The following is a 17437-nucleotide window of genomic DNA, read 5'->3' as shown; positions in this document are numbered from 1 at the left end:
GCTGTCTGTGCGCCGCCAGGGACTCGAACCCCGGACCCGCTGATTAAGAGTCAGCTGCTCTAACCAACTGAGCTAGCGGCGCCTGCTGACAGAGAGAACATTACCTGGTCAGCGGCCGAAACTCACAATCGGCCCGTTCGGCCCCCGCGGGCCCCCTCGGCCCGGTCCGGCCGTCACGGGGTGAGCACGACCTTGCCCCGGACGTGGCCGGTGCCGACCAGCCGGTGGGCGTCGGCGGCCCGCTCCAGCGGGAAGTTCCCGGCGATCTCCAGCCGGAGCCCGCCGGCCTCCCAGAGCTCGACCAGCTCGGCCAGCCGGGCCGCCGTCCGCTGTCCCCGTAGCTGCCGGAGTCCGAGCCGCCCGGCGGTCGCGTAGTCGACGATGGTGCCGATCCGGTCCTTGTCGGCGACGAGCCGGACGGAGGCCTCCAGCGCGCCGCGCCCGGCCGCGTCCAGGGCGGCGTCCACGCCCTGTGGGGCGGCCGCCCGGACCCGCTCGACCAGCCCCTCCCCGTACGCGACCGGGATCGCGCCCAACTCGCGCAGGTAGTCGTGGTTGCGCTCGCTCGCGGTGCCGATCACCGTCGCGCCCCAGGCCCGGGCCAGCTGGACGGCGACCGTGCCGACCCCGCCGGAGGCGCCGTGGACCAGCACGGTGTCGCCCTTGCCGACCTTCAGCTCGCTGAGCCCGACGTGCGCGGTCTGGCCGGAGGCGGAGAGCGAGCCGGCCTGCTCCCAGGGCATCGCGGCCGGCTTGGCGACCAGGTGGGAGGTGTCCAGCGTGACGAACTCGGCGTGGCTGTGCAGCAGCCGGAAGCCCAGCACCTCGTCGCCGACCTCCCAGCCGTAGCTGCCCGGGCCGAGCTGGTCGACCACCCCGGCGAACTCGTTGCCCGGGACCACCGGCAGCTCGACCGTCGCACCCGGCGGCGTGAAGCCCTCCCGGACGGCGAGGTCGACGGGCTGCACGCCGGCCGCGCGGACCCGGACCCGCACCTCGCCCTGCCCCGCGGCGGGGGCGGGCATCTCGGTCACCCGGAGCACCTCCGGGCCGCCGAACCGGGGAACGGTGACTGCCTTCATGGGCGGGCTCCTGCCTGTCGTACGGGCCGTCGGTCGGTTCCCTCGATGATCAGACTTGAAGCCCGCTTGAGGTCAACCCCGGCCGGGCGTGTCGCGGCAGTTGGGCTCATTGTCAGATTTATCCTGGCGGCGGCCCGGGCCGCGCGGCCCGGACGCCCACCACAGTCTCCCCGCCGCCGTCCGCCGCCGAGAGGAACGTCCCCGTGGGTCAGCTGCCCCTGCTCTTCCTGGTGCTGCTCGCCTCCGTGGTGACCATGCCGCTGGCGCGCCGGACCGGCGTGCCGCAGCCCGTGCTGATGACCCTGCTCGGCATCGTCATGGCCCTGGTGCCGCAGATCCCGGACATCGCGATCGACCCCGACCTGATCCTCCCGCTCGTCCTGCCGCCGCTGATCTTCGCCGTCGCCCGGCGCTCCTCGGTCCGCTACTTCAAGGCGAACATCCGCTCCATCCTGCTGCTCGCCGTCGCCCTGGTGGTGGTCACCACGGCCGCGGTGGCCGGCGCCGTGCACTGGCTGCTGCCCGGCCTGCCGGTCGCCGCCGCCGTCGCGCTCGGCGCACTGGTCTCCCCGCCCGACCCGGTCGCCGCCGTCGCGGTGGCCGGCAGCGTCGGCCTGCCGCGCCGGCTGGTGGCGGTCCTGGAGAGCGAGGGCCTGTTCAACGACGTCACCGCGATCGTGATCTACTCGCTGGCCATCGACGCGGTGGTCGGCGGCGACTTCTCGGCCGGCCACGCGGTGCTCCGCTTCGTGCTCTCGGCGGTCCTCGCCGTGGTCATCGGCGTCGCCCTCGGCTGGGCCAACGCCAGACTCGCCGCCTTCCTGGAGGACCCGACCCAGCAGGTCGCCCTCAACCTGCTGGTCCCGTTCGCCGCGTACAGCCTGGCCGAGGAGATCCACGGTTCGGGCGTGCTCGCCGTCGTGGTCTGCGGGCTCTACCTGGCCGAGCGGGCCGCCGACGCCGACGCCGTGTCGTACCGGCTGGTCGGCAACGCGTTCTGGGAGATCGTCGAGATCCTGATCACCGGCGTCGCCTTCGGCCTGATCGGGCTCGAACTGGCGACCGTCCTCAAGGAGGCCGGCCAGGGCTGGACCGGCATGCTCGGCGACGCGGCCGTGGTGATCGCCGTCGTCGTGCTGGTCCGGCTGCTCTGGCTGCTGCCGGCCGGCTGGGTCTCCCGGAAGCTGCGCGCGGACGCCGAGGAGGACACCCCGATCAGCTGGCAGGAGAGCGTGGTGCTCTGGTGGTCCGGGATGCGCGGGGTGGCCACGGTCGCCCTGGCCCTGGCCGTCCCGCTCACCGTCGACACCGGCGCGGCCTTCCCCGAACGCGGCCGGCTGGTCTTCATCGCCTTCAGCGTCGTCCTCTTCACCCTGCTGGTCCAGGGGCTCACCCTGCCCTGGCTCGCCAAGCGCCTGCACCTGGACGTCGACCACGACAAGCACGAGCAGCAGGTCCGCCAGCTCTGGTGGCGGGCCGCCAAGGCCGGACTGGAACGGCTCGGCGAACTGGAGGAGCTGGACAAGCTGCCCGCCGAGGTCGCCGACCGGCTGCGGGACCGTCAGCACGACCGGCTGGCCCGGCTCTGCCCGGATCGGTACGCCGAGGAGGAGGCCGCCGAGGCGAAGCTGCGGCTCAGCCAGTGGCGCGCCGCGCACAGCGTCGAACAGGAGATGATCGCCGCCTCCCGGCGCGAGATCCTGGCCGCCCGCAGCGAGATCGGCGCCGACCCCGAGATGGTCGACCGGGTGCTGCGCGGGCTCGACCTGCGCTCCGAACGGAAGTGACGCGGCGTCCGGCGGCGGTTCCGGCGGCCGTGGGCCGGGTGTCCGGACGGGCGCCGGCCGGGCGTCCGGGAGGCGTCCGACGGGTCATCGGTGCGGCGCCGTTGGAGCGTCGGCGAACGGAATGTGCGAGGGCGGCCCCGACGTTGCATAGGCTGGCCCCGGGCAGGCCGTCAACGGAGTCGGCGCACCACCAGTACCCGCACGACCTCGCGAAACCCTCCCGCCTGGCCCTGCCGGTATCTGCACCCAGATGAATCGAGGAGCAACCGATGTCGGAGACCCGTGCCGACGCCCGTACCCCGCTGGACCGCACCCCGCAGTGGGCCGCCCTCGGCAAGCACCGCGCGGAGCTGGGCGAGACGCACCTGCGCGAGCTGTTCGCCGCCGACCCGGAGCGCGGCCGTCGCTACACCCTCCAGGTCGGCGACCTGCACGTGGACTACGCCAAGCAGCTGGTCACGGACGAGACGCTGACCCTGCTGCGCGAGCTCGCCGAGGCCACCGGCGTCGCCGGGCTGCGGGACGCCATGTTCCGCGGCGAGAAGATCAACACCACCGAGCACCGCGCCGTCCTGCACACCGCGCTGCGCGCCCCGCGCGGCGCCGTCGTCGAGGTCGACGGCGAGAACGTGGTGCCCGCCGTGCACGCCGTGCTCGACAAGATGGCCGCCTTCGCCGGAAAGGTCCGCAGCGGCGAGTGGCGCGGCCACACCGGCAAGCGGATCCGGACCGTCGTCAACATCGGCATCGGCGGCTCCGACCTCGGGCCCGCCATGGCGTACGAGGTGCTCCGCTCCTACACCGCCCGCGAGCTCGACGTCCGCTTCGTCTCCAACGTGGACGGCGCCGACCTGCACGAGGCCGTCCGCGACCTGGACCCGGCCGAGACGCTGTTCATCGTCGCGTCCAAGACCTTCACCACGATCGAGACCATCACCAACGCGGTCTCCGCGCGGAACTGGCTGCTCACCGGCCTGGGCGCCGACACCGACGCGGTCGCCAAGCACTTCGTCGCGCTCTCCACCAACGCCGAGGGCGTCGCCGACTTCGGCATCGACACCGCCAACATGTTCGAGTTCTGGGACTGGGTGGGCGGCCGCTACTCCTACGACTCGGCGATCGGCCTCTCGCTGATGATCGCCATCGGCCCGGACGCCTTCCGGGAGATGCTCGACGGCTTCCACCTGGTCGACGAGCACTTCCGCACCGCCCCCGCCGAGGAGAACGTCCCGCTGCTGCTCGGCCTGCTCGGGGTCTGGTACGGCGCGTTCTTCGACGCCCAGGCGCACGCCGTGCTGCCGTACTCGCACTACCTGTCGAAGTTCACCGCCTACCTCCAGCAGCTGGACATGGAGTCCAACGGCAAGTCGGTGGACCGCGAGGGCAACCCGGTGAGCTGGCAGACCGGCCCGGTGGTCTGGGGCACCCCCGGCACCAACGGCCAGCACGCCTACTACCAGCTGCTGCACCAGGGCACGAAGGTCATCCCGGCCGACTTCATCGGCTTCGCCAAGCCGGTCGCCGACCTGCTGCCCGGCCTGGTCGCCCAGCACGACCTGCTGCTGGCCAACTTCTTCGCCCAGACCCAGGCGCTCGCCTTCGGCAAGACCCCGGAGGAGGTGGCGGCGGAGGGCGTGCCGGCCGAGCTGGTCCCGCACAAGACCTTCAAGGGCAACCACCCGACCACCACCATCCTGGCCGCGGAGCTGACGCCGTCGGTGCTCGGCCAGCTGGTCGCGCTCTACGAGCACAAGGTGTTCGTCCAGGGCGCGATCTGGAACATCGACTCCTTCGACCAGTGGGGCGTCGAGCTCGGCAAGGTGCTCGCCAAGCGGATCGAGCCGGTGCTGCTGACCGGCGAGGGCGCCGACGCGCTGGACAGCTCCACGGCGGAGCTGGTCGCCCGCTACCGCTCGCTGCGCGGGCGCTGAGGCGCACGGTAGGACGGTCGTAGGACCGTCGGCCCCGGGGCCGTCCGCTTCGGCGGGCGGCCCTCGGCAGGTCCGCGGCTTCCCGGTTCCGGCCCTGGCCCTGGTCTCGGCCTTGGCCTTGGCCTTGGCCTTGGCCTCGGCCTCGGTCCGGAAACGCCGGAAGGCCCCTCGCTTTCGCAAGGGGCCTTCCGGCTGTCTGTGCGCCGCCAGGGACTCGAACCCCGGACCCGCTGATTAAGAGTCAGCTGCTCTAACCAACTGAGCTAGCGGCGCCTGCTGACAGAGAAGACTCTAGCAGTGGGGCGCGGTCCGACCAAAATCGAATACCTGCCGCCCTCGGCGGGCCGTCCGACGGCGGTACTCAACCGGTCGGCAGGGCCACCTGCCCGCCCCGGTCGGCTGGCTCGCGGGTCGCCCGGACGCAGGCCCAGAGCACCACCGAGGCGCCCGGCAGCCACGGCTCCCGGCTGTCCGGGGCGACGATCCACCGGCCGGCGCCCAGTCCGGGGGAGTCCGGGCTGTTCACCATCCGCTGCACCGGCGGGACGGTCACGGCGTCGCCGCGGCCGTGGCAGAGCAGCGGCGGGACGTCCCGGGCCCACTCCTCCCAGGCCAGCAGCCGGCGCAGCCGGGCCGCCGCGCCGGGCTGGACGAAGAGCAGCGTGCGCCCCCGGTAGGCGGCGACCGGCCCGCAGCCCGGTCCGGACGCCCACAGCTCGTCCAGCACCCGGCGGCCGAACAGCGCCGGCATGCTGATCACGTCGAAGGTGCGCCCGCAGGGCAGCACCGAGGGCGCCCACGGGCGTGACTCCCAGAGGGCGCGCATGCTGCGCGGGTATTCACTGGCGGAGGCCAGCCAGGCCTCCCCGGCCACGGTGACGTACTCCACCGACTGATAGGTCCAGATGTCCACAGCAGCAGGGTGGAGCGTCCGGGACGTGGCCGGGAGGGAAAGCCGGGTTTGCCGGACAGCGGGGAGGGGCGCGGCGTACCCTTCCCCGCGCATATGCCAGTGGCGAGGTTTTCGGTGCCGGATGTCAGGTGCCGGGGCCGGTGCGGCAGGTGTGCCGGGTGGGGCGCGTGGGAGCCGGACCCAGCCGCCATGGTGCCGGGACTCAGCCGTCGTGGTGCCGGGACTCAGCCGTCGTGGCGGCGGGGCTGCAGCAGGCTGCGGCCGTACTCGATCATCTTGGCCGCGTAGTCCGGGGTCCAGTCCGCCCGCTCGGCGATCTCGGCGTCCGAGAGCGCGTCGAACCGGCGGATGTCCGCCAGCTGCGCGGCGGCGACCGCCTGGAAGTCGGTGGCCCGCTCGGCGGCCGCGCGGAAGGCCAGCGCCAGCTCGGTGGAGCGCCGCAGCAGCTCCGCCGGGTCGTCGATCGAATCCAGGTCGAAGAAGCGCTCCGACTCCGGCTCGGCGGCCTGCGGCTCGAACAGCAACTGCGCGGGACGCCGCCGCGGGGCGGGCGTTGCGCCGGCGCCTGCGCCCTGACCGCCCGCCGCGGTCGAACCGCTCGGGTCGGACATCTGGGCGTGGGAGTCGGGCATGGACGGACACCTCCGGGTGCTCGATGGGGGCGGACGGCGGCGGCCGGGGACCGGCGCCGCCCGGTCGTGGCCGTCGTCCATTGTCTCGCGGCGGCGGCCGGTAACGGAACGGTGCGAGTCCGGGCGCTATTCCCCCGTTGCACGCCGGGGGAGTGCTTCCGGCCCGGTCCGCCGCCCGCCGGCCGCCGCCTCCGTGCACCCGCTCGCCGCCTGCCGCCCCCGGCCGTCACCTTCGGTCACCGGTGCGGCACGCCCGCGGCCGCCGGTCCGGGGCGCAGCCGGACACGGCCGGGTCAGCCGGGTCACAGCCGGACGCGGTGTCCGGCGAGGTGGTGCAGCACCTGGTGGTTGGCCTCCCAGCCGTCGGGGAACTTGACCGAAACGCCCAACTGCACCGGCTCGGTGGAGGGGTGCTCGTCCAGCAACTCGGCGATCCCGGCCCGGGCCACCACGATGCACGCGTGCCGGTGCCGGGAGGCGAGCACGCAGAGCCGGCCGGTCTCCAGGTGGAAGGCGGTCGCGTCCGGCCGGCCGGAGAGCGGGTGCAGCACCACCGTGACGTCGTACTCGCGCCCCTGCAGCCGGTTGGCGGTGTCCACCGTCACGGCCGGCCCGGCGGCTGGATCGACCGGCACACCGGCCTTCACCAGCGCCGCCCGGACGGCCGCCGCCTGGTCCCGGTGGGCGGTGCCGACCGCGATCCGGCCCGGGGTGAGCGGCACCGACCCCTGCTCGGAGTGGGCCGTCAGCCCGCGCTCCAGCAGCCGCCGGACGGTGGCGGCGACCGCGGCCACGGCCTGCGGATCGGTCCGGACGGTGTGCCGGGCGGGCAGCTCCAGCAGCGCCCAGCCGTGCTCGGCCGCCCGGTCGATCGCCGCGTCCAGGGCCGTGCCGTCCGGCCGCACCGAAGCGGTGAGCCGCCGGTCCTCCGGCCCGGTGCCGGAACGGAACGGCGTGTACGGGTAGAACGCGCCGGAGATCAGCGGCGCCGCACTGGCCGGCAGCCGCCAGGAGACCGGCAGCCGGTGCGGCTCGATCTGCGGGTTGTGCGCGAGCAGCGTCACCACCGCGCTGCTCGACGGGTCGTAGGACAGGCCCGCCCACTGCTCGGTGCCGACCACCGTGAACGGGTCCAGCTGGCCCGGGTCGCCGACGAACAGGGCCCGCTCGAACAGCCGGGCCACCGCGAGCAGCGCGTCCGAGCGCATCTGGTACGCCTCGTCGACGATCGCGTGCCGCCACGGCGCCTCGGCCTTCACCCACTGCCACTTCGCGGCCGTCGAGATCACCACGTCGAGCTCCGCGAGCTCCGCCACCTTGTCGGAGGGCGTGACGTTGGCGTGCCGCAGCACCTCGGGCCCCGGCCGGGAGTCCGCCGCGTGCAGCCGGCCGATCGTCAGGTCCGGGGCCTTCCCGGCCAGTCGGTCGACCAGGTCGTCCACCTGGCCGTTGGTCTGGGCGACGATCATCAACCGCTCGCCGGACCCGACCAGCTCCCGGGCGGCCCGCACCACCAGGGTCGACTTGCCGGCGCCGGGCGGGGAGTCCACCACCACGCCGCGCGGGGCGCCGGCCGCCGGGCGGACGGTGGCCTCCAGGATCCGGGCCACCGCCGCGTCGGCGGCCGCACCGGGGGCCTGCTCGCTGCTCATCTGCCGGTTCACTCCCACTCCTCGAAGGCTGCGGATGTGGTGGCGGCCGCCGCGGCGGGTGCCGCTGCGGATGCCGCGGCCGGGCCGACGGGGGCGGAGGTGCCGGGCGGGCCGCCGTGCGTCCACGGGGTGTCGTCCGGCTCGGGCAGCGGCGCGGACTGGCGGACGGTCAACTCGAAGAGCGTGAAGGTGATCCGCTCGCCCGGCTCGGGCAGGCTCCCCGGCTCGGGCTCCTTCTTCCGGCCCATGCCGGAGAGCACCCGCAGCGTGATGGTGCCCTCCTCCGGGTCGACCGCCGCGATCTGCGCCTTCTGTGCGCTCGGGCCCCCGCCGGCCTCCGCTCGCGGGGACTCCCACACCCGGTGCGCCTCGCGGCCGAGGTCCGCGTGCGGCCGGTCGGCGGTGCGGACCGTCACCAGCGGACGCGGCTTGGGCGAGCGGCCGGAGGTGTCGTAGTCGGGCACCACGTCGGTCACCACGCCGGAGAACGCCTCGCCGGCCAGCCGGCGCTCGGCCATCGCCAGCGGGTCGTCCAGCGCCTCCTGGACGTCCAGCCGGGCCTGCTCACGCTCGCGCTGCGCCAGCTTGCGGGCCGCCGTCACGGCGTCGTCCTGGCGGGGCTGCGGCGGCTCGCCGGCCGCCAGCCGGTCCCGGTGGCCGGTGTAGGACCAGCGGTCGCCGGTCCAGCGCTCCTCCAGGTGCCCGGCCGGCGGCAGGGTGCGGAGCAGGTCGATGCCGGCCCAGACGTCGTACCAGGTGGGCAGCAGCACCCGCTCCAGCACCGTCCGCAGCTGTTCGACGGCCGTCCGGACGGCGGCCCGGGCCTGCTCGGCGGCCGTGGCGTCGGGCCCGTCGGCATCCCGGCCGCCGTTCCGACCACGGGTGCCGTGCCCCCCGGTGGCGTGCCCCTCGGTGGCGTGCAGCAGGGCCGAGGCGGCCGCGTCGTAGCGGGCGATGGCCGGGCCGAGCACCAGCTCGTCGAAGCGCGGGTCGGTGGCCGGACCGGCCGGCGGGTGGAGCAGCTGGCCGTTCCCGTCCCGGGCGGACTCGGCCCGCTCGGCGGCCTCGGCGCCGGACAGGCCGGTCGGCGGGAGGTGCCAGGCCAGCCGGGCGGCCAGGTGCTGGTCCTCCAGGTGGCTCTGGCCGGTCGCCCAGTGGCGGGCGAGCAGGCCGGTCATCGGGAGCAGCATGCTGCTCCCGGGCACCTGGGCCCGGTCGGTGAGGTGGGTCAGCCAGCGGCCGAGCAGCGGCACCCGGGCCGGTGCCGGGTACGGGCCCGGCTCGTCGTCCTCGATCGTGCGGCGGAACCGGGTGGAGCGGCCGATCAGGGCGAGGTGGTGCACGCCGCCGCCGTTCGGCACGATCAGCTGCGGCGCGTCGGTGCACAGCTCGCGGAAGACCTGGGTCTTCTCGCCCGTCTCCGGGTCCTTCTCGGAGCCCTCGATCTGCTCCACCCCGGTGCCGAAGGACTCCACGTACGGCAGCAGATCGGCGGCCAGGCCGGCCAGGAAGTCGAAGCGCAGCGTGCGGTTCAGCGGCTGCGGGACGATGTGCAGCCGGGGCGCGGACCGGTCGGTGCCGAGCAGCACGGCCAGCGGCGCACCCGCCTCGCCGGCGGCGGTCAGCGGGACCAGCACCATCGGACGCTCGGAGAGGTGCCGGTGGCGGACGGTGGCCAGCGGTTCGGCCCGGCCGCTGCGGACGGCCTCCAGCCGGGCGAGGGTGCCGAGCAGGCTCATCCGGCGCCTCCCGGTGCGGCCGCCACCAGGACGCGGCCGAGCGCCTCGGCGCGGAGCGCGGCGGCGTACGCCAGCCGGGCGGCCGCCTCGTCGGTGTCGGGGTCGGTGCTGTCGGTGCCCGGTTCCGTGGTGCCCGGTTCTGTGGTGACGGGGTCCGTGGTGACGGCGGTGGCGGCCTCGGCGGCGGGGCCCCGTTCGGCGGCTGCCAGGGCCGCGGTCACCGTCCGGATGCTGCCCAGCTCGCCGCGCACGCCCCGGCCGAGCTGCTCGACCCGGTCACCGCAGCGCGCCTGGGCACGGCAGTGGAAGCCCAGCTCGCAGGCGGAGAGGCAGTCCGGGCTGTAGGCGGCGGGCACCGCCTCGACCGAGGCGGCCAGCTCCTCGTCCGAGCGGGCCGGCCGGCCGTCCTCGGCGGGCGCGAGGTCGAAGCCGACGCCCTGCGGCAGCGCCGCCAGCAGCCGGCCGATGCCGGTCATCCGGCTCAGCTGGCGGCGGGTGGTGGCCAGCTCGCGGCGGACGTCCACCGCGACCGCCGTCGGCCGGTTGCCGAAGTCCTTCGGGCAGACCAGCAGCACGCTCAGCCACGGGCTGCCGGGCAGCCGCTGTTCGGCGTACGGGTCCGGGTCCACCGCCCGGCCCGCCAGGGCGGCGGCCGTCTCCTGCAGCGCCAGCACGTAGACGGCGGCCTGCCGGGCGGCGGCGCCCACCTTGGCCGGGTCCGCGCTGCCGTCCAGCACCGGGAAGGACTTGATCTCGACCACGATGCAGCGCCCGCCGTGCACCACGACGGCGTCCGGCTCCAGATAGGCGGTGCTGCCGGCCATGTCGAGCCGCAGCAGCGGGTGGTCCAGCAGCGTCCACGCCGCCGGGTCGGCGGAGGCCTCGGTCAGCGCGGCCGCCGTCCGCTCGGCCCGGACCGCCGGGCCGGAGCTACGGAGCAGGTCGGGCACGGTGAGCGGGGCGCCGCCCTCGGCCGGGAGGCCGAGGTGGTGGCGGAGCGGCTCCAGCAGCGCCGCGTAGCCGTCCTCCTTCAACCGCGACTCGAAGATCACGCCGCGCGCGAGCGCGAACGGCGACTGTCCGAACGGTGCGGGGCGGCCGAGCCGGGCGGCCAGGGCCGACTTGTCGACCCCGGCGGCGTCGAGCACGGCGCGGCGGTGACAGCCCGGATTGGCGGCGAGCGCGGCGAGGGCGCGGGCGTTCAGGCTGCGCTGCGGCGCCGGACCGCGCAGCTCGGCGAGCCGCTGGGCGAGCGGCTCAAAGTGCCCGCTGGGCGGGACGTTCGTCGAGACGTTCATGGTGCGGCCCAGTGTCGCATCCGGGTCCGACAATCCGGCCCGGTCCGGCCATCCGGGCCCATCCGGGCCCATCCGGGCCCATCCGGGGCCATCCGAGGCGATCGGCACCGATTCCGGGCGGTTCCGGTGCGGTGCGGTGCGGGTCCGTCGGCGGGGCGGCCCGCGGGACGGGTGGGCCGGTGGCCGGTGGCCGGTGGCCGGGACCGTCGGGGCGGGGTGGTCGTTCCGGCGGCCGGCCCGGGTGCCGGGCGGGTGTTCCGCCCGGCACCCGGCCCGGGATCGTGGGCGGCACGCAGGTGAGGGATCATGGAGGCCCGGTGCTCAAGGGTGAGACCGACCGTTGCCACCGCCCCGCTGCGAGGAGCCCCCCATGCCCGCCCGAATCGTGCTGGTCCGCCACGGCGAGACCGAGTGGTCGGCCACCGGCCGCCACACCGGCCGGACCGACATCCCGCTGACCGACGAGGGCCGCGCGATGGCCCGGGCGCTCGGCGCCCGGCTCGCCAAGGCCCCCTGGAACGGCCTGACGGACGCGGTGGTCTTCACCAGCCCGCTCTCCCGGGCCAAGGAGACCTGCGCCCTGGCCGGCCTCGGCGACCGCGCGCTGGAGCGCCCCGAGCTGCTGGAGTGGGACTACGGCCAGTACGAGGGCCGGACCGGTGCCGACATCCGCGAAACCGACCACCCCGGCTGGCTGATCTGGCGGGACGGTGTCCCCGGCGGGGAGAAGCTGTCCGACGTGGCAGCCCGGGTCGACACCTTCCTCGCCGAGCTCAACGACGAGCACGGGGTGCCCGCCTCGGACACCACCGTCATGCACTGCGCCGACCGTGACGTGGTGCTCGTCGCGCACGGCCACCTGCTGCGCATCCTGACCGCCCGCTGGCTCGGACTGCCGCCCGAGTACGCCCAGCGGTTCAAGCTCGGCACGGCCGCGCTGTGCGTCCTCTCCTGGGAGTACGGCGCCCCGGCGGTCGAGATCTGGAACGACCTCTCCCACCTGGACGGCCTGCAGCACTGATGCCGCGGTAGCGGCTCGGCACCTGACCGGCGCCCCGGGTGTTCCACGACGTCGACGCTTCGTCGGGAGCGCCCGGGGCGCCGTGCGTTCAGGCGGCGGCCGCCACGTCGTAGTCGGTCAGGAAACGGCCCACCTCCGGGACGGCCCGGTGCGGGCGCAGCCGCTCCGCGGTGTGCGCCAGCATGCTCCTGATCCGGGCCGAGCGGACCTCGCCGAACAGTGCCACGGCGGCCGTGCCGTGGTGTCCCGCGCCGGCCAAGTCCCCCCGGCCGAGGCGGTCGTGCGCCAGCTCGGCGGTGTAGAGCACGCGGTTGCGGACGAACTGCGGTTCCTGGAGCGTTATGGCCAGCCCGGCCTGTTCGCTGGCGCGGTCCCAGTCGCCCAGGGCGGACCAGCACTGGGACTGCAGTCCGGCGATCTCGGCCTCCCCGAAGAAGGACATCCACTCCGGATCCGCCTCGGAGGGGCCGCGGTCGAACAGGGTGTACGCCCGGGACAGGGCGCGTTCGCAGGCGGACCGGTCCTGCAGCAGCGCCCAGCCGCCGGCCTCGCGCATGGCCAGCAGCGAGAGCAGCCGGTCGGAGTCCAGGTGCCGGGCGGCGGCCTGTCCGGCCTGGGCGGCGCGCAACGCCTCGCGCGGCCGGCCGGCGTCGCGGGCGAGGAAGGCGCTGTTGCAGAAGACGTGCGCCTCCAGTGCGGGGTCGCCCGCCATCCGGGCGGTGGCGAGCGCCTCGGCGTAGAGCGAGCGGGCGTCCGCCAGCCGGTTCGAGTCGTGTGCCAACCAGCCGACCGAGATGGCCAGTTCGCCGGCCCCGGCCTGGAGCCTGCGCTCGGTCTCGGTGCTGTACTCGCCTTCGTTGAGCAGCACGTACGCGGTGCGCAGCGACTGTCCGGCGCGCTCGAACAGGGCGTCGGCGCCGTGGGCGTCGTCGGCCAGCCTGATGTCCCGCACGGCCTGCTCGACGCCGAGCACCTCGGCCGCGCCGACCCGGCGCGGCGGCGGAACCGGCCCGGGCCGGCCGGGCACCAGGGCGGCCCCGGGGTCGAAGGCGGAACCCGGTTCGAAGGCCTGGCCGCGGCCGAACAGGGCCGGGTCGGAGCCGAACCGGCCCGCCCCGGGCCCGGGTTGGGCCGGGATGAAGGCGCCGGCGGCCGACTTCCCGGCGCCGGGGGCCGGGAAGGGGTGGGTGACGGCGGCATCGGCCGGCGGGTCGATGCCGATCACGGTGGCCAGTGCGGCGGAGCCGCCGGCCAGGAACGTACGGCGACGCACGTCGTCGTTCTCCTCGTCGAGATGGTGCGATCCGGCGGGCCCCCGGGGAGGCGCCGCGGGCCTCGGCAGCAGGCGCTCGCCCGCAGGGAGCGGTTCCGCGTACGGCGAGGCAGCGTACGGGAGTTGGGTGGAGAGCGGCGAGCGCGGGGCGGGCAAGGACGGGAACTGCGGGTGGAGCGCGGGTGGTGTGGTGCCCCCGCCGCCGTCCGCCGGGCGGCGGCGGACGGCGGTGCGGGAGGAGAAGCCGAGGTCGGCCAGCGAGCGGTCCGGCCACATGTGCCGGAAGACCCGCTCGTACGCGTAGTTGGGGCAGCGGATCTCGCCGGACTCGACCCGCCCGACGTAGCGGGCGTCGCAGGACACGTGCTCGCCGATCTCGCGGGCGGCCCGGCGCACGGCCATGGCGAACTCGCCCGGCGAGCGGTCGCCGCGCAGTGCGCGCATCACGGTGTTGGGTGACGGGCGGTTCGGCTCGGCCGGTGGGGTGGCTGCCATGGTGCGCTCCGTGGTCGTGCGGGGTGCTGGTGCGAAGTGGAGGTGCGGGTGGGGCGGTTCCGGGGGTGTCGGTCCTGCGTACGGGTGGGCTGGGCTCGGGTCGGCGGCTCGGGGTCGGTTCGGGTCGGTCGGTTCGGCCCGGTGGTGAGGTCCGGGTGCCGGAGCCGGGGGTGGGGCTCGGCGGCGGAGCCCCGTGGCGGGGCCCGGATTCGGCGGCGGGTGGGCCGGGGTGCGGATGCGCCCGGTGGGACCGGATGGACCACCGGGCGCGCAACCGACAGTACCGGGAGTCACCGACTCGCCACAGCGAGTTTGTGGCTGATGTGCTGACAAATACGGTCGAAACGGTCATTGTTGCCGGGATCTGCCATGAAATGCCATGCCTTGCTGTAAGGCGCCCCGTGGCCTCGGGTACGCCCTCGGCGTTGTCCTGATACGTGGAAGCCCCCGGCCGCCGTCCGGCCCGCCGCCCGCAGCGGCGGCCCCCCACCCCCTGGGCGGCGGTGCTTCCGACCGGACGAGGTGACAGGAGGGCCCGTGATGGCCACCGGAGTACCGCAGTACCACCGCCTGGTCGCCGGAGGAGTGCTCGCCGCCGCCGCCCCCGCCCTGCTGCCCGAACCGGCCGACGACCGCGGTCCGGGCCGCGGACGCGACGAGGGCGGCCGCGCCCCGTGCGGCGGCGGCAGCCGGCCGCTCCGCCGCCTCGGCACGGACGGCGACGGGGCGGTCGTCACCGGGTGCGACACCGTGACGGTCGCCCTGCGGCACGGCCTGGAGGCGGTCGACATCCTGCGGCTGCGCCGGGCCTGCGGCGCGGTGCTGCAGAGCCGGAACGGCAGCACCGTCTCCTTCTTCGTCCCCGCGGGCACCGCCGAGACGTGGCACCTGCCCGGCAGCTCCTGCACCGCGGGCGCCCTGCTCCTGCCCGCCACCGATCCGCGGTGGGTGATGCCCCCGGCCGGCGCCGACTGCGCCGTCCGCCCCACCGACGCCTGGGTGCTGCGCTCGGCCCTCTGTGAGGCCGCCTGCACGCTGACCGCGGGCGGTCTCGGTCCCTTCTGAGCCCGGCGGTCCGGCCCCCGCCCCGCCGGCTCCCGATCCACCGGCGCCCCGCCCCCACCCGCACTGAGCTGCGGAGCCCTCCGCCGGCCCGGCGATAATGGCCGGTATGGGACGAAGCAGCAGAGCCGGCCGCAGCACCGACCGGAGCCGTCCGGGGGCGGAGCCGCAGCCGGCCGCCACCGGCCCCGGCGGCCGTACGCACGCCCAGGGCCCGCTCACCCGTCCAGTCGACTCCGGGCTGGCCGAACTCCGCCCCGACCGTGACCGGTCCGCCGCCTGGTCGCTGCTGATCGACGGCGCCCCCCAGTCCATGGTCGACCTCGCCGACCCGACCCACCTGGGCTTCGAGTACCAGCGCCGGCTCGGCCACCTGATCGACCTGGCCGCCCCGCCCGGCCGGCCGCTCACCGTCCTGCACCTCGGCGGCGGCGCGCTGACCCTGGCCCGCTACGTCGCGGCCACCCGCCCCCGGTCCCGCCAGCAGGTCGCCGAGATCGACACCGCCCTCACCGAACTCGTCCGCGCCGAGCTCCCGCTGGAGCGCGGCTGGCAGATCAAGGTGCGCGGCTCGGACGCCCGCAGCGTCCTCGAACGGACCCCCGAGGGCACGGTCGACCTGGTGATCGCCGACGTCTTCTCCGGCGCCCGGGTGCCGGCCCACTGCGCGACGGTCGAGTTCACCACGCTGGCCGCCAAGGCCCTGGCGCCCGGCGGCTGGTACGCGGTGAACATCGCCGACGGCTCGGCGCTGCCGTTCGCCCGTTCGCAGATCGCCACCCTCGGCGCGGTGTTCCCCGAACTCTGCCTGATCGCCGACCCGGCGGTGCTGCGCGGCAAGCGCTTCGGCAACCTGATCCTGGCCGCCGCCCACACCCCGCTCCCGCTCGCAGAGCTGGGCCGCAAGGTGGCCTCCGACGCCGCTCTCGGCCGGGTCGAACACGGCCGCGCCCTGGCCGACTTCGCCGCCGGTGTCGCCCCGGCCACCGACGCCACCGCGGCCCCCTCCCCGGTTCCGCCGCCGGGCGTCTTCCGGTAGCGGCGGCGGGGCCCGCGCGGCCCCGGCCCCAATCCCGGTCCCGATCCCGACCCCGGTAAACCGCTTGGCCGGCGAGGGTGCGCCGCCGAGAATGGGCCCGACCGTCCGGAATCCGGACAGCGGGTCGACCGGGAGGGCGTGCCATGGGGATCAGACCGGCCAGGCCGGACGAGGCGGAGCTGCTCAGCGCCCTCGCCCTGCGGTCCAAGGGGTACTGGGGCTACGACGAGGCGTTCCTGGAGGCCTGCCGGGAGGAGCTCACTCTCGACCCCGCCGCGTTCGAGCGGCAGTGGACGGCGGTCGCCGAGGAGGGCGGCCGGGTACTCGGTTTCGTCACCCTCACGGGGGCACCCCCGCAGGGCGCGTTGGACATGCTCTTCGTCGAGCCCGACGCCATCGGCCGGGGCGTCGGCCGCCGCCTGGTCGAGCACCTCCGGGCGCAGGCCGCGGCGCTCGGCTTTCGCCGGCTCACCATCGACTCCGATCCGTTCGCCGAGTCGTTCTACCTGGCCATGGGCGCCACCCGGATCGGCAGCACGCCGTCCGGGTCCGTACCCGGCCGCGAACTGCCGCTGCTCGCCCTGGAGATCGCCACGGCGGGGTGACGGGCCGTCGGCCGCGTCCCGGTGCCGCCGCCTGCGGCCGGCCGCACGGCCACGGATGTCCGTGCCCTCAGTGCCCGCGGGGCAGGCCCCGGTGCTTGTACATCGCGGCGCCGGTGAGCAGCAGCCCCGCCGCGATCGGTGCCAGGACGGCCGTCCCGGTGCCCGCGAGGCCCTGACCGGCCGGAGCGGTGGCGGTGGCGGCGAGCGCGAGGTCCTCGCGCGGTGCGGACAGGTCCTGCAGGGTGCTCCGGACGCCCCCGCCGTCGGGGCCGCCGGGCCGTCCGGGGGCCTCCCCCCGCCGGTCGTCGCTCACGCGGACCGGCGGCGGAGCGGACAGGCCGTGCTGCCCCGAGGCGGGCGGGGCCGCCCCGGCATCGGCGGCACCGGCCGGGCCGGGCACCGCCGCCTCCTCGCCGCCGGCGTCCCGGGGCGCGCGCGCCGCGGCGGGCCGGTCCTGTGCGGGCGCGGCGTCGAGCAGTCCGGAAGCGATCGCGAACGCGTCCGGGACGGCGGCCTGCTGACCCGGCAGCGGCAGGCCGCCGGCCCTGATCCGGTCCTGCAGCACGCTGCCGACCGGCGCGGCCACCGCGTCCGGTCCGGAGACGGGAGCGCTCGTGCCCGCGACCTGCCCGAGGACCCCGGGCGACGCGGCCTGGCCGGGCGCCGGCCCGGCCGCGCTCTGTCCGGGGGCGCTCTGTCCGGGGGCGCTCTGCCCGGAGCCCGCCCTGCCGGGGGAGTGCTGCTGTTCTGCTGGCCCCGACAGGCTGGATCCCGACGATCCTGGCCCCGACGAGGCGGGCGCGGAAGCACCGTCGCCGGCCCCCCGGCCCCCGGCGGCGCGGTGGCCGGCTGACTCCCCGGTAAAGGCTCGGGTCGCCCCAGACCAGGAACCCACCCGGCTCGCCCAC

Annotated in this window: 14 protein-coding genes and 2 tRNA genes; 6 read left to right on the top strand and 10 right to left on the bottom strand. The window is 75.7% G+C overall.

The window, feature by feature from the left end; genetic code table 11:
• Positions 1-8: 8 nt before the first annotated feature.
• Together ABZ885_RS21955 and ABZ885_RS21950 are read right to left on the bottom strand one after the other, a co-directional pair.
• Positions 9-82 (bottom strand) — tRNA-Lys (locus tag ABZ885_RS21955).
• A 91-nt stretch (positions 83-173) separates the two neighbouring features.
• The gene (locus ABZ885_RS21950) at positions 174-1082 is read right to left on the bottom strand and encodes an NADP-dependent oxidoreductase (RefSeq protein WP_360191067.1); all 909 of its coding nucleotides are present in this window, start codon (positions 1080-1082) and stop codon (positions 174-176) included.
• Positions 1083-1285: 203 nt separating this feature from the next.
• Between ABZ885_RS21950 and ABZ885_RS21945 the strand changes: the two genes are divergently transcribed.
• Together ABZ885_RS21945 and pgi are read left to right on the top strand one after the other, a co-directional pair.
• A complete protein-coding gene (locus tag ABZ885_RS21945) occupies positions 1286-2869 on the top strand; it encodes a Na+/H+ antiporter (protein WP_360191064.1) in 1584 nt (527 codons plus the stop codon).
• A 269-nt stretch (positions 2870-3138) separates the two neighbouring features.
• A complete protein-coding gene (gene pgi, locus ABZ885_RS21940; RefSeq protein ID WP_360191061.1) occupies positions 3139-4800 on the top strand; it encodes a glucose-6-phosphate isomerase in 1662 nt (553 codons plus the stop codon).
• A gap of 199 nt (positions 4801-4999) precedes the next feature.
• Here the strand turns inward: pgi and ABZ885_RS21935 are convergent.
• The 6 genes from ABZ885_RS21935 to ABZ885_RS21910 form a co-directional block, all read right to left on the bottom strand.
• Positions 5000-5073 (bottom strand) — tRNA-Lys (locus tag ABZ885_RS21935).
• An 88-nt stretch (positions 5074-5161) separates the two neighbouring features.
• Positions 5162-5713, bottom strand: coding sequence for a bifunctional DNA primase/polymerase (locus tag ABZ885_RS21930; RefSeq protein ID WP_360191059.1), 552 nt, complete (start codon positions 5711-5713; stop codon positions 5162-5164).
• A 224-nt stretch (positions 5714-5937) separates the two neighbouring features.
• Complete coding sequence (locus ABZ885_RS21925) at positions 5938-6345, bottom strand: hypothetical protein (protein WP_360191056.1); 408 nt, start codon at positions 6343-6345, stop codon at positions 5938-5940.
• 302 nt (positions 6346-6647) lie between these two features.
• Positions 6648-7997, bottom strand: a complete 1350-nt coding sequence (locus ABZ885_RS21920) for an AAA family ATPase (protein ID WP_360191070.1) — start codon at positions 7995-7997, stop codon at positions 6648-6650.
• A gap of 8 nt (positions 7998-8005) precedes the next feature.
• On the bottom strand, positions 8006-9736 hold the full coding sequence (locus ABZ885_RS21915; RefSeq protein ID WP_360191053.1) for a hypothetical protein: 1731 nt from the start codon (positions 9734-9736) through the stop codon (positions 8006-8008).
• Entirely contained in the window at positions 9733-11034 is a 1302-nt protein-coding gene (locus ABZ885_RS21910) for a hypothetical protein (RefSeq protein ID WP_360191051.1), read from the bottom strand. Before ABZ885_RS21910 ends, ABZ885_RS21915 begins: the two co-directional genes overlap by 4 nt.
• 370 nt (positions 11035-11404) lie before the next feature.
• On the opposite strand from ABZ885_RS21910, the gene ABZ885_RS21905 reads away from it, so the two are divergent.
• A complete protein-coding gene (locus tag ABZ885_RS21905) occupies positions 11405-12055 on the top strand; it encodes a histidine phosphatase family protein (protein ID WP_360191049.1) in 651 nt (216 codons plus the stop codon).
• Positions 12056-12143: 88 nt separating this feature from the next.
• Here the strand turns inward: ABZ885_RS21905 and ABZ885_RS21900 are convergent, their stop codons facing one another.
• Entirely contained in the window at positions 12144-13823 is a 1680-nt protein-coding gene (locus tag ABZ885_RS21900; protein ID WP_360191046.1) for a tetratricopeptide repeat protein, read from the bottom strand.
• Positions 13824-14363: 540 nt separating this feature from the next.
• Here ABZ885_RS21900 and ABZ885_RS21895 point away from each other — a divergent pair.
• From ABZ885_RS21895 to ABZ885_RS21885, 3 genes are all read left to right on the top strand, one after another.
• Positions 14364-14888: a hypothetical protein gene (locus ABZ885_RS21895; RefSeq protein ID WP_360191043.1), complete on the top strand. Its 525-nt coding sequence runs from the start codon at positions 14364-14366 to the stop codon at positions 14886-14888.
• A 97-nt stretch (positions 14889-14985) separates the two neighbouring features.
• Positions 14986-15924 (top strand): fused MFS/spermidine synthase, encoded by a 939-nt coding sequence (locus ABZ885_RS21890; protein ID WP_360191040.1) that lies wholly within the window; start codon positions 14986-14988, stop codon positions 15922-15924.
• A gap of 143 nt (positions 15925-16067) precedes the next feature.
• The gene (locus tag ABZ885_RS21885; protein WP_360191037.1) at positions 16068-16529 is read left to right on the top strand and encodes a GNAT family N-acetyltransferase; all 462 of its coding nucleotides are present in this window, start codon (positions 16068-16070) and stop codon (positions 16527-16529) included.
• Positions 16530-16596: 67 nt separating this feature from the next.
• Here ABZ885_RS21885 and ABZ885_RS21880 read toward each other — a convergent pair whose 3' ends face one another.
• Entirely contained in the window at positions 16597-17115 is a 519-nt protein-coding gene (locus ABZ885_RS21880) for a hypothetical protein (RefSeq protein ID WP_360191034.1), read from the bottom strand.
• Positions 17116-17437: the final 322 nt, after the last annotated feature.

It is taken from the genome of Kitasatospora sp. NPDC047058 (assembly GCF_040643935.1).
GTDB lineage: Bacteria > Actinomycetota > Actinomycetes > Streptomycetales > Streptomycetaceae > Kitasatospora.
The sequence above is the reverse complement of the archived record's forward strand: the minus strand, read 5'-3'. Positions and strand labels throughout refer to the sequence as shown.

Excerpts from the sequence above, each read along its gene's own strand:
- ABZ885_RS21910 (WP_360191051.1), bottom strand. The coding sequence starts at position 11,034 with ATGAACGTCTCGACGAACGTCCCGCCCAGCGGGCACTTTGAGCCGCTC.
- ABZ885_RS21950 (WP_360191067.1), bottom strand. The coding sequence starts at position 1,082 with ATGAAGGCAGTCACCGTTCCCCGGTTCGGCGGCCCGGAGGTGCTCCGG.
- ABZ885_RS21895 (WP_360191043.1), top strand. The coding sequence starts at position 14,364 with ATGGCCACCGGAGTACCGCAGTACCACCGCCTGGTCGCCGGAGGAGTG.
- ABZ885_RS21885 (WP_360191037.1), top strand. The coding sequence starts at position 16,068 with ATGGGGATCAGACCGGCCAGGCCGGACGAGGCGGAGCTGCTCAGCGCC.
- ABZ885_RS21900 (WP_360191046.1), bottom strand. The coding sequence starts at position 13,823 with ATGGCAGCCACCCCACCGGCCGAGCCGAACCGCCCGTCACCCAACACC.
- ABZ885_RS21890 (WP_360191040.1), top strand. The coding sequence starts at position 14,986 with ATGGCCGGTATGGGACGAAGCAGCAGAGCCGGCCGCAGCACCGACCGG.
- ABZ885_RS21915 (WP_360191053.1), bottom strand. The coding sequence starts at position 9,736 with ATGAGCCTGCTCGGCACCCTCGCCCGGCTGGAGGCCGTCCGCAGCGGC.
- ABZ885_RS21920 (WP_360191070.1), bottom strand. The coding sequence starts at position 7,997 with ATGAGCAGCGAGCAGGCCCCCGGTGCGGCCGCCGACGCGGCGGTGGCC.
- ABZ885_RS21925 (WP_360191056.1), bottom strand. The coding sequence starts at position 6,345 with ATGCCCGACTCCCACGCCCAGATGTCCGACCCGAGCGGTTCGACCGCG.
- ABZ885_RS21905 (WP_360191049.1), top strand. The coding sequence starts at position 11,405 with ATGCCCGCCCGAATCGTGCTGGTCCGCCACGGCGAGACCGAGTGGTCG.
- pgi (WP_360191061.1), top strand. The coding sequence starts at position 3,139 with ATGTCGGAGACCCGTGCCGACGCCCGTACCCCGCTGGACCGCACCCCG.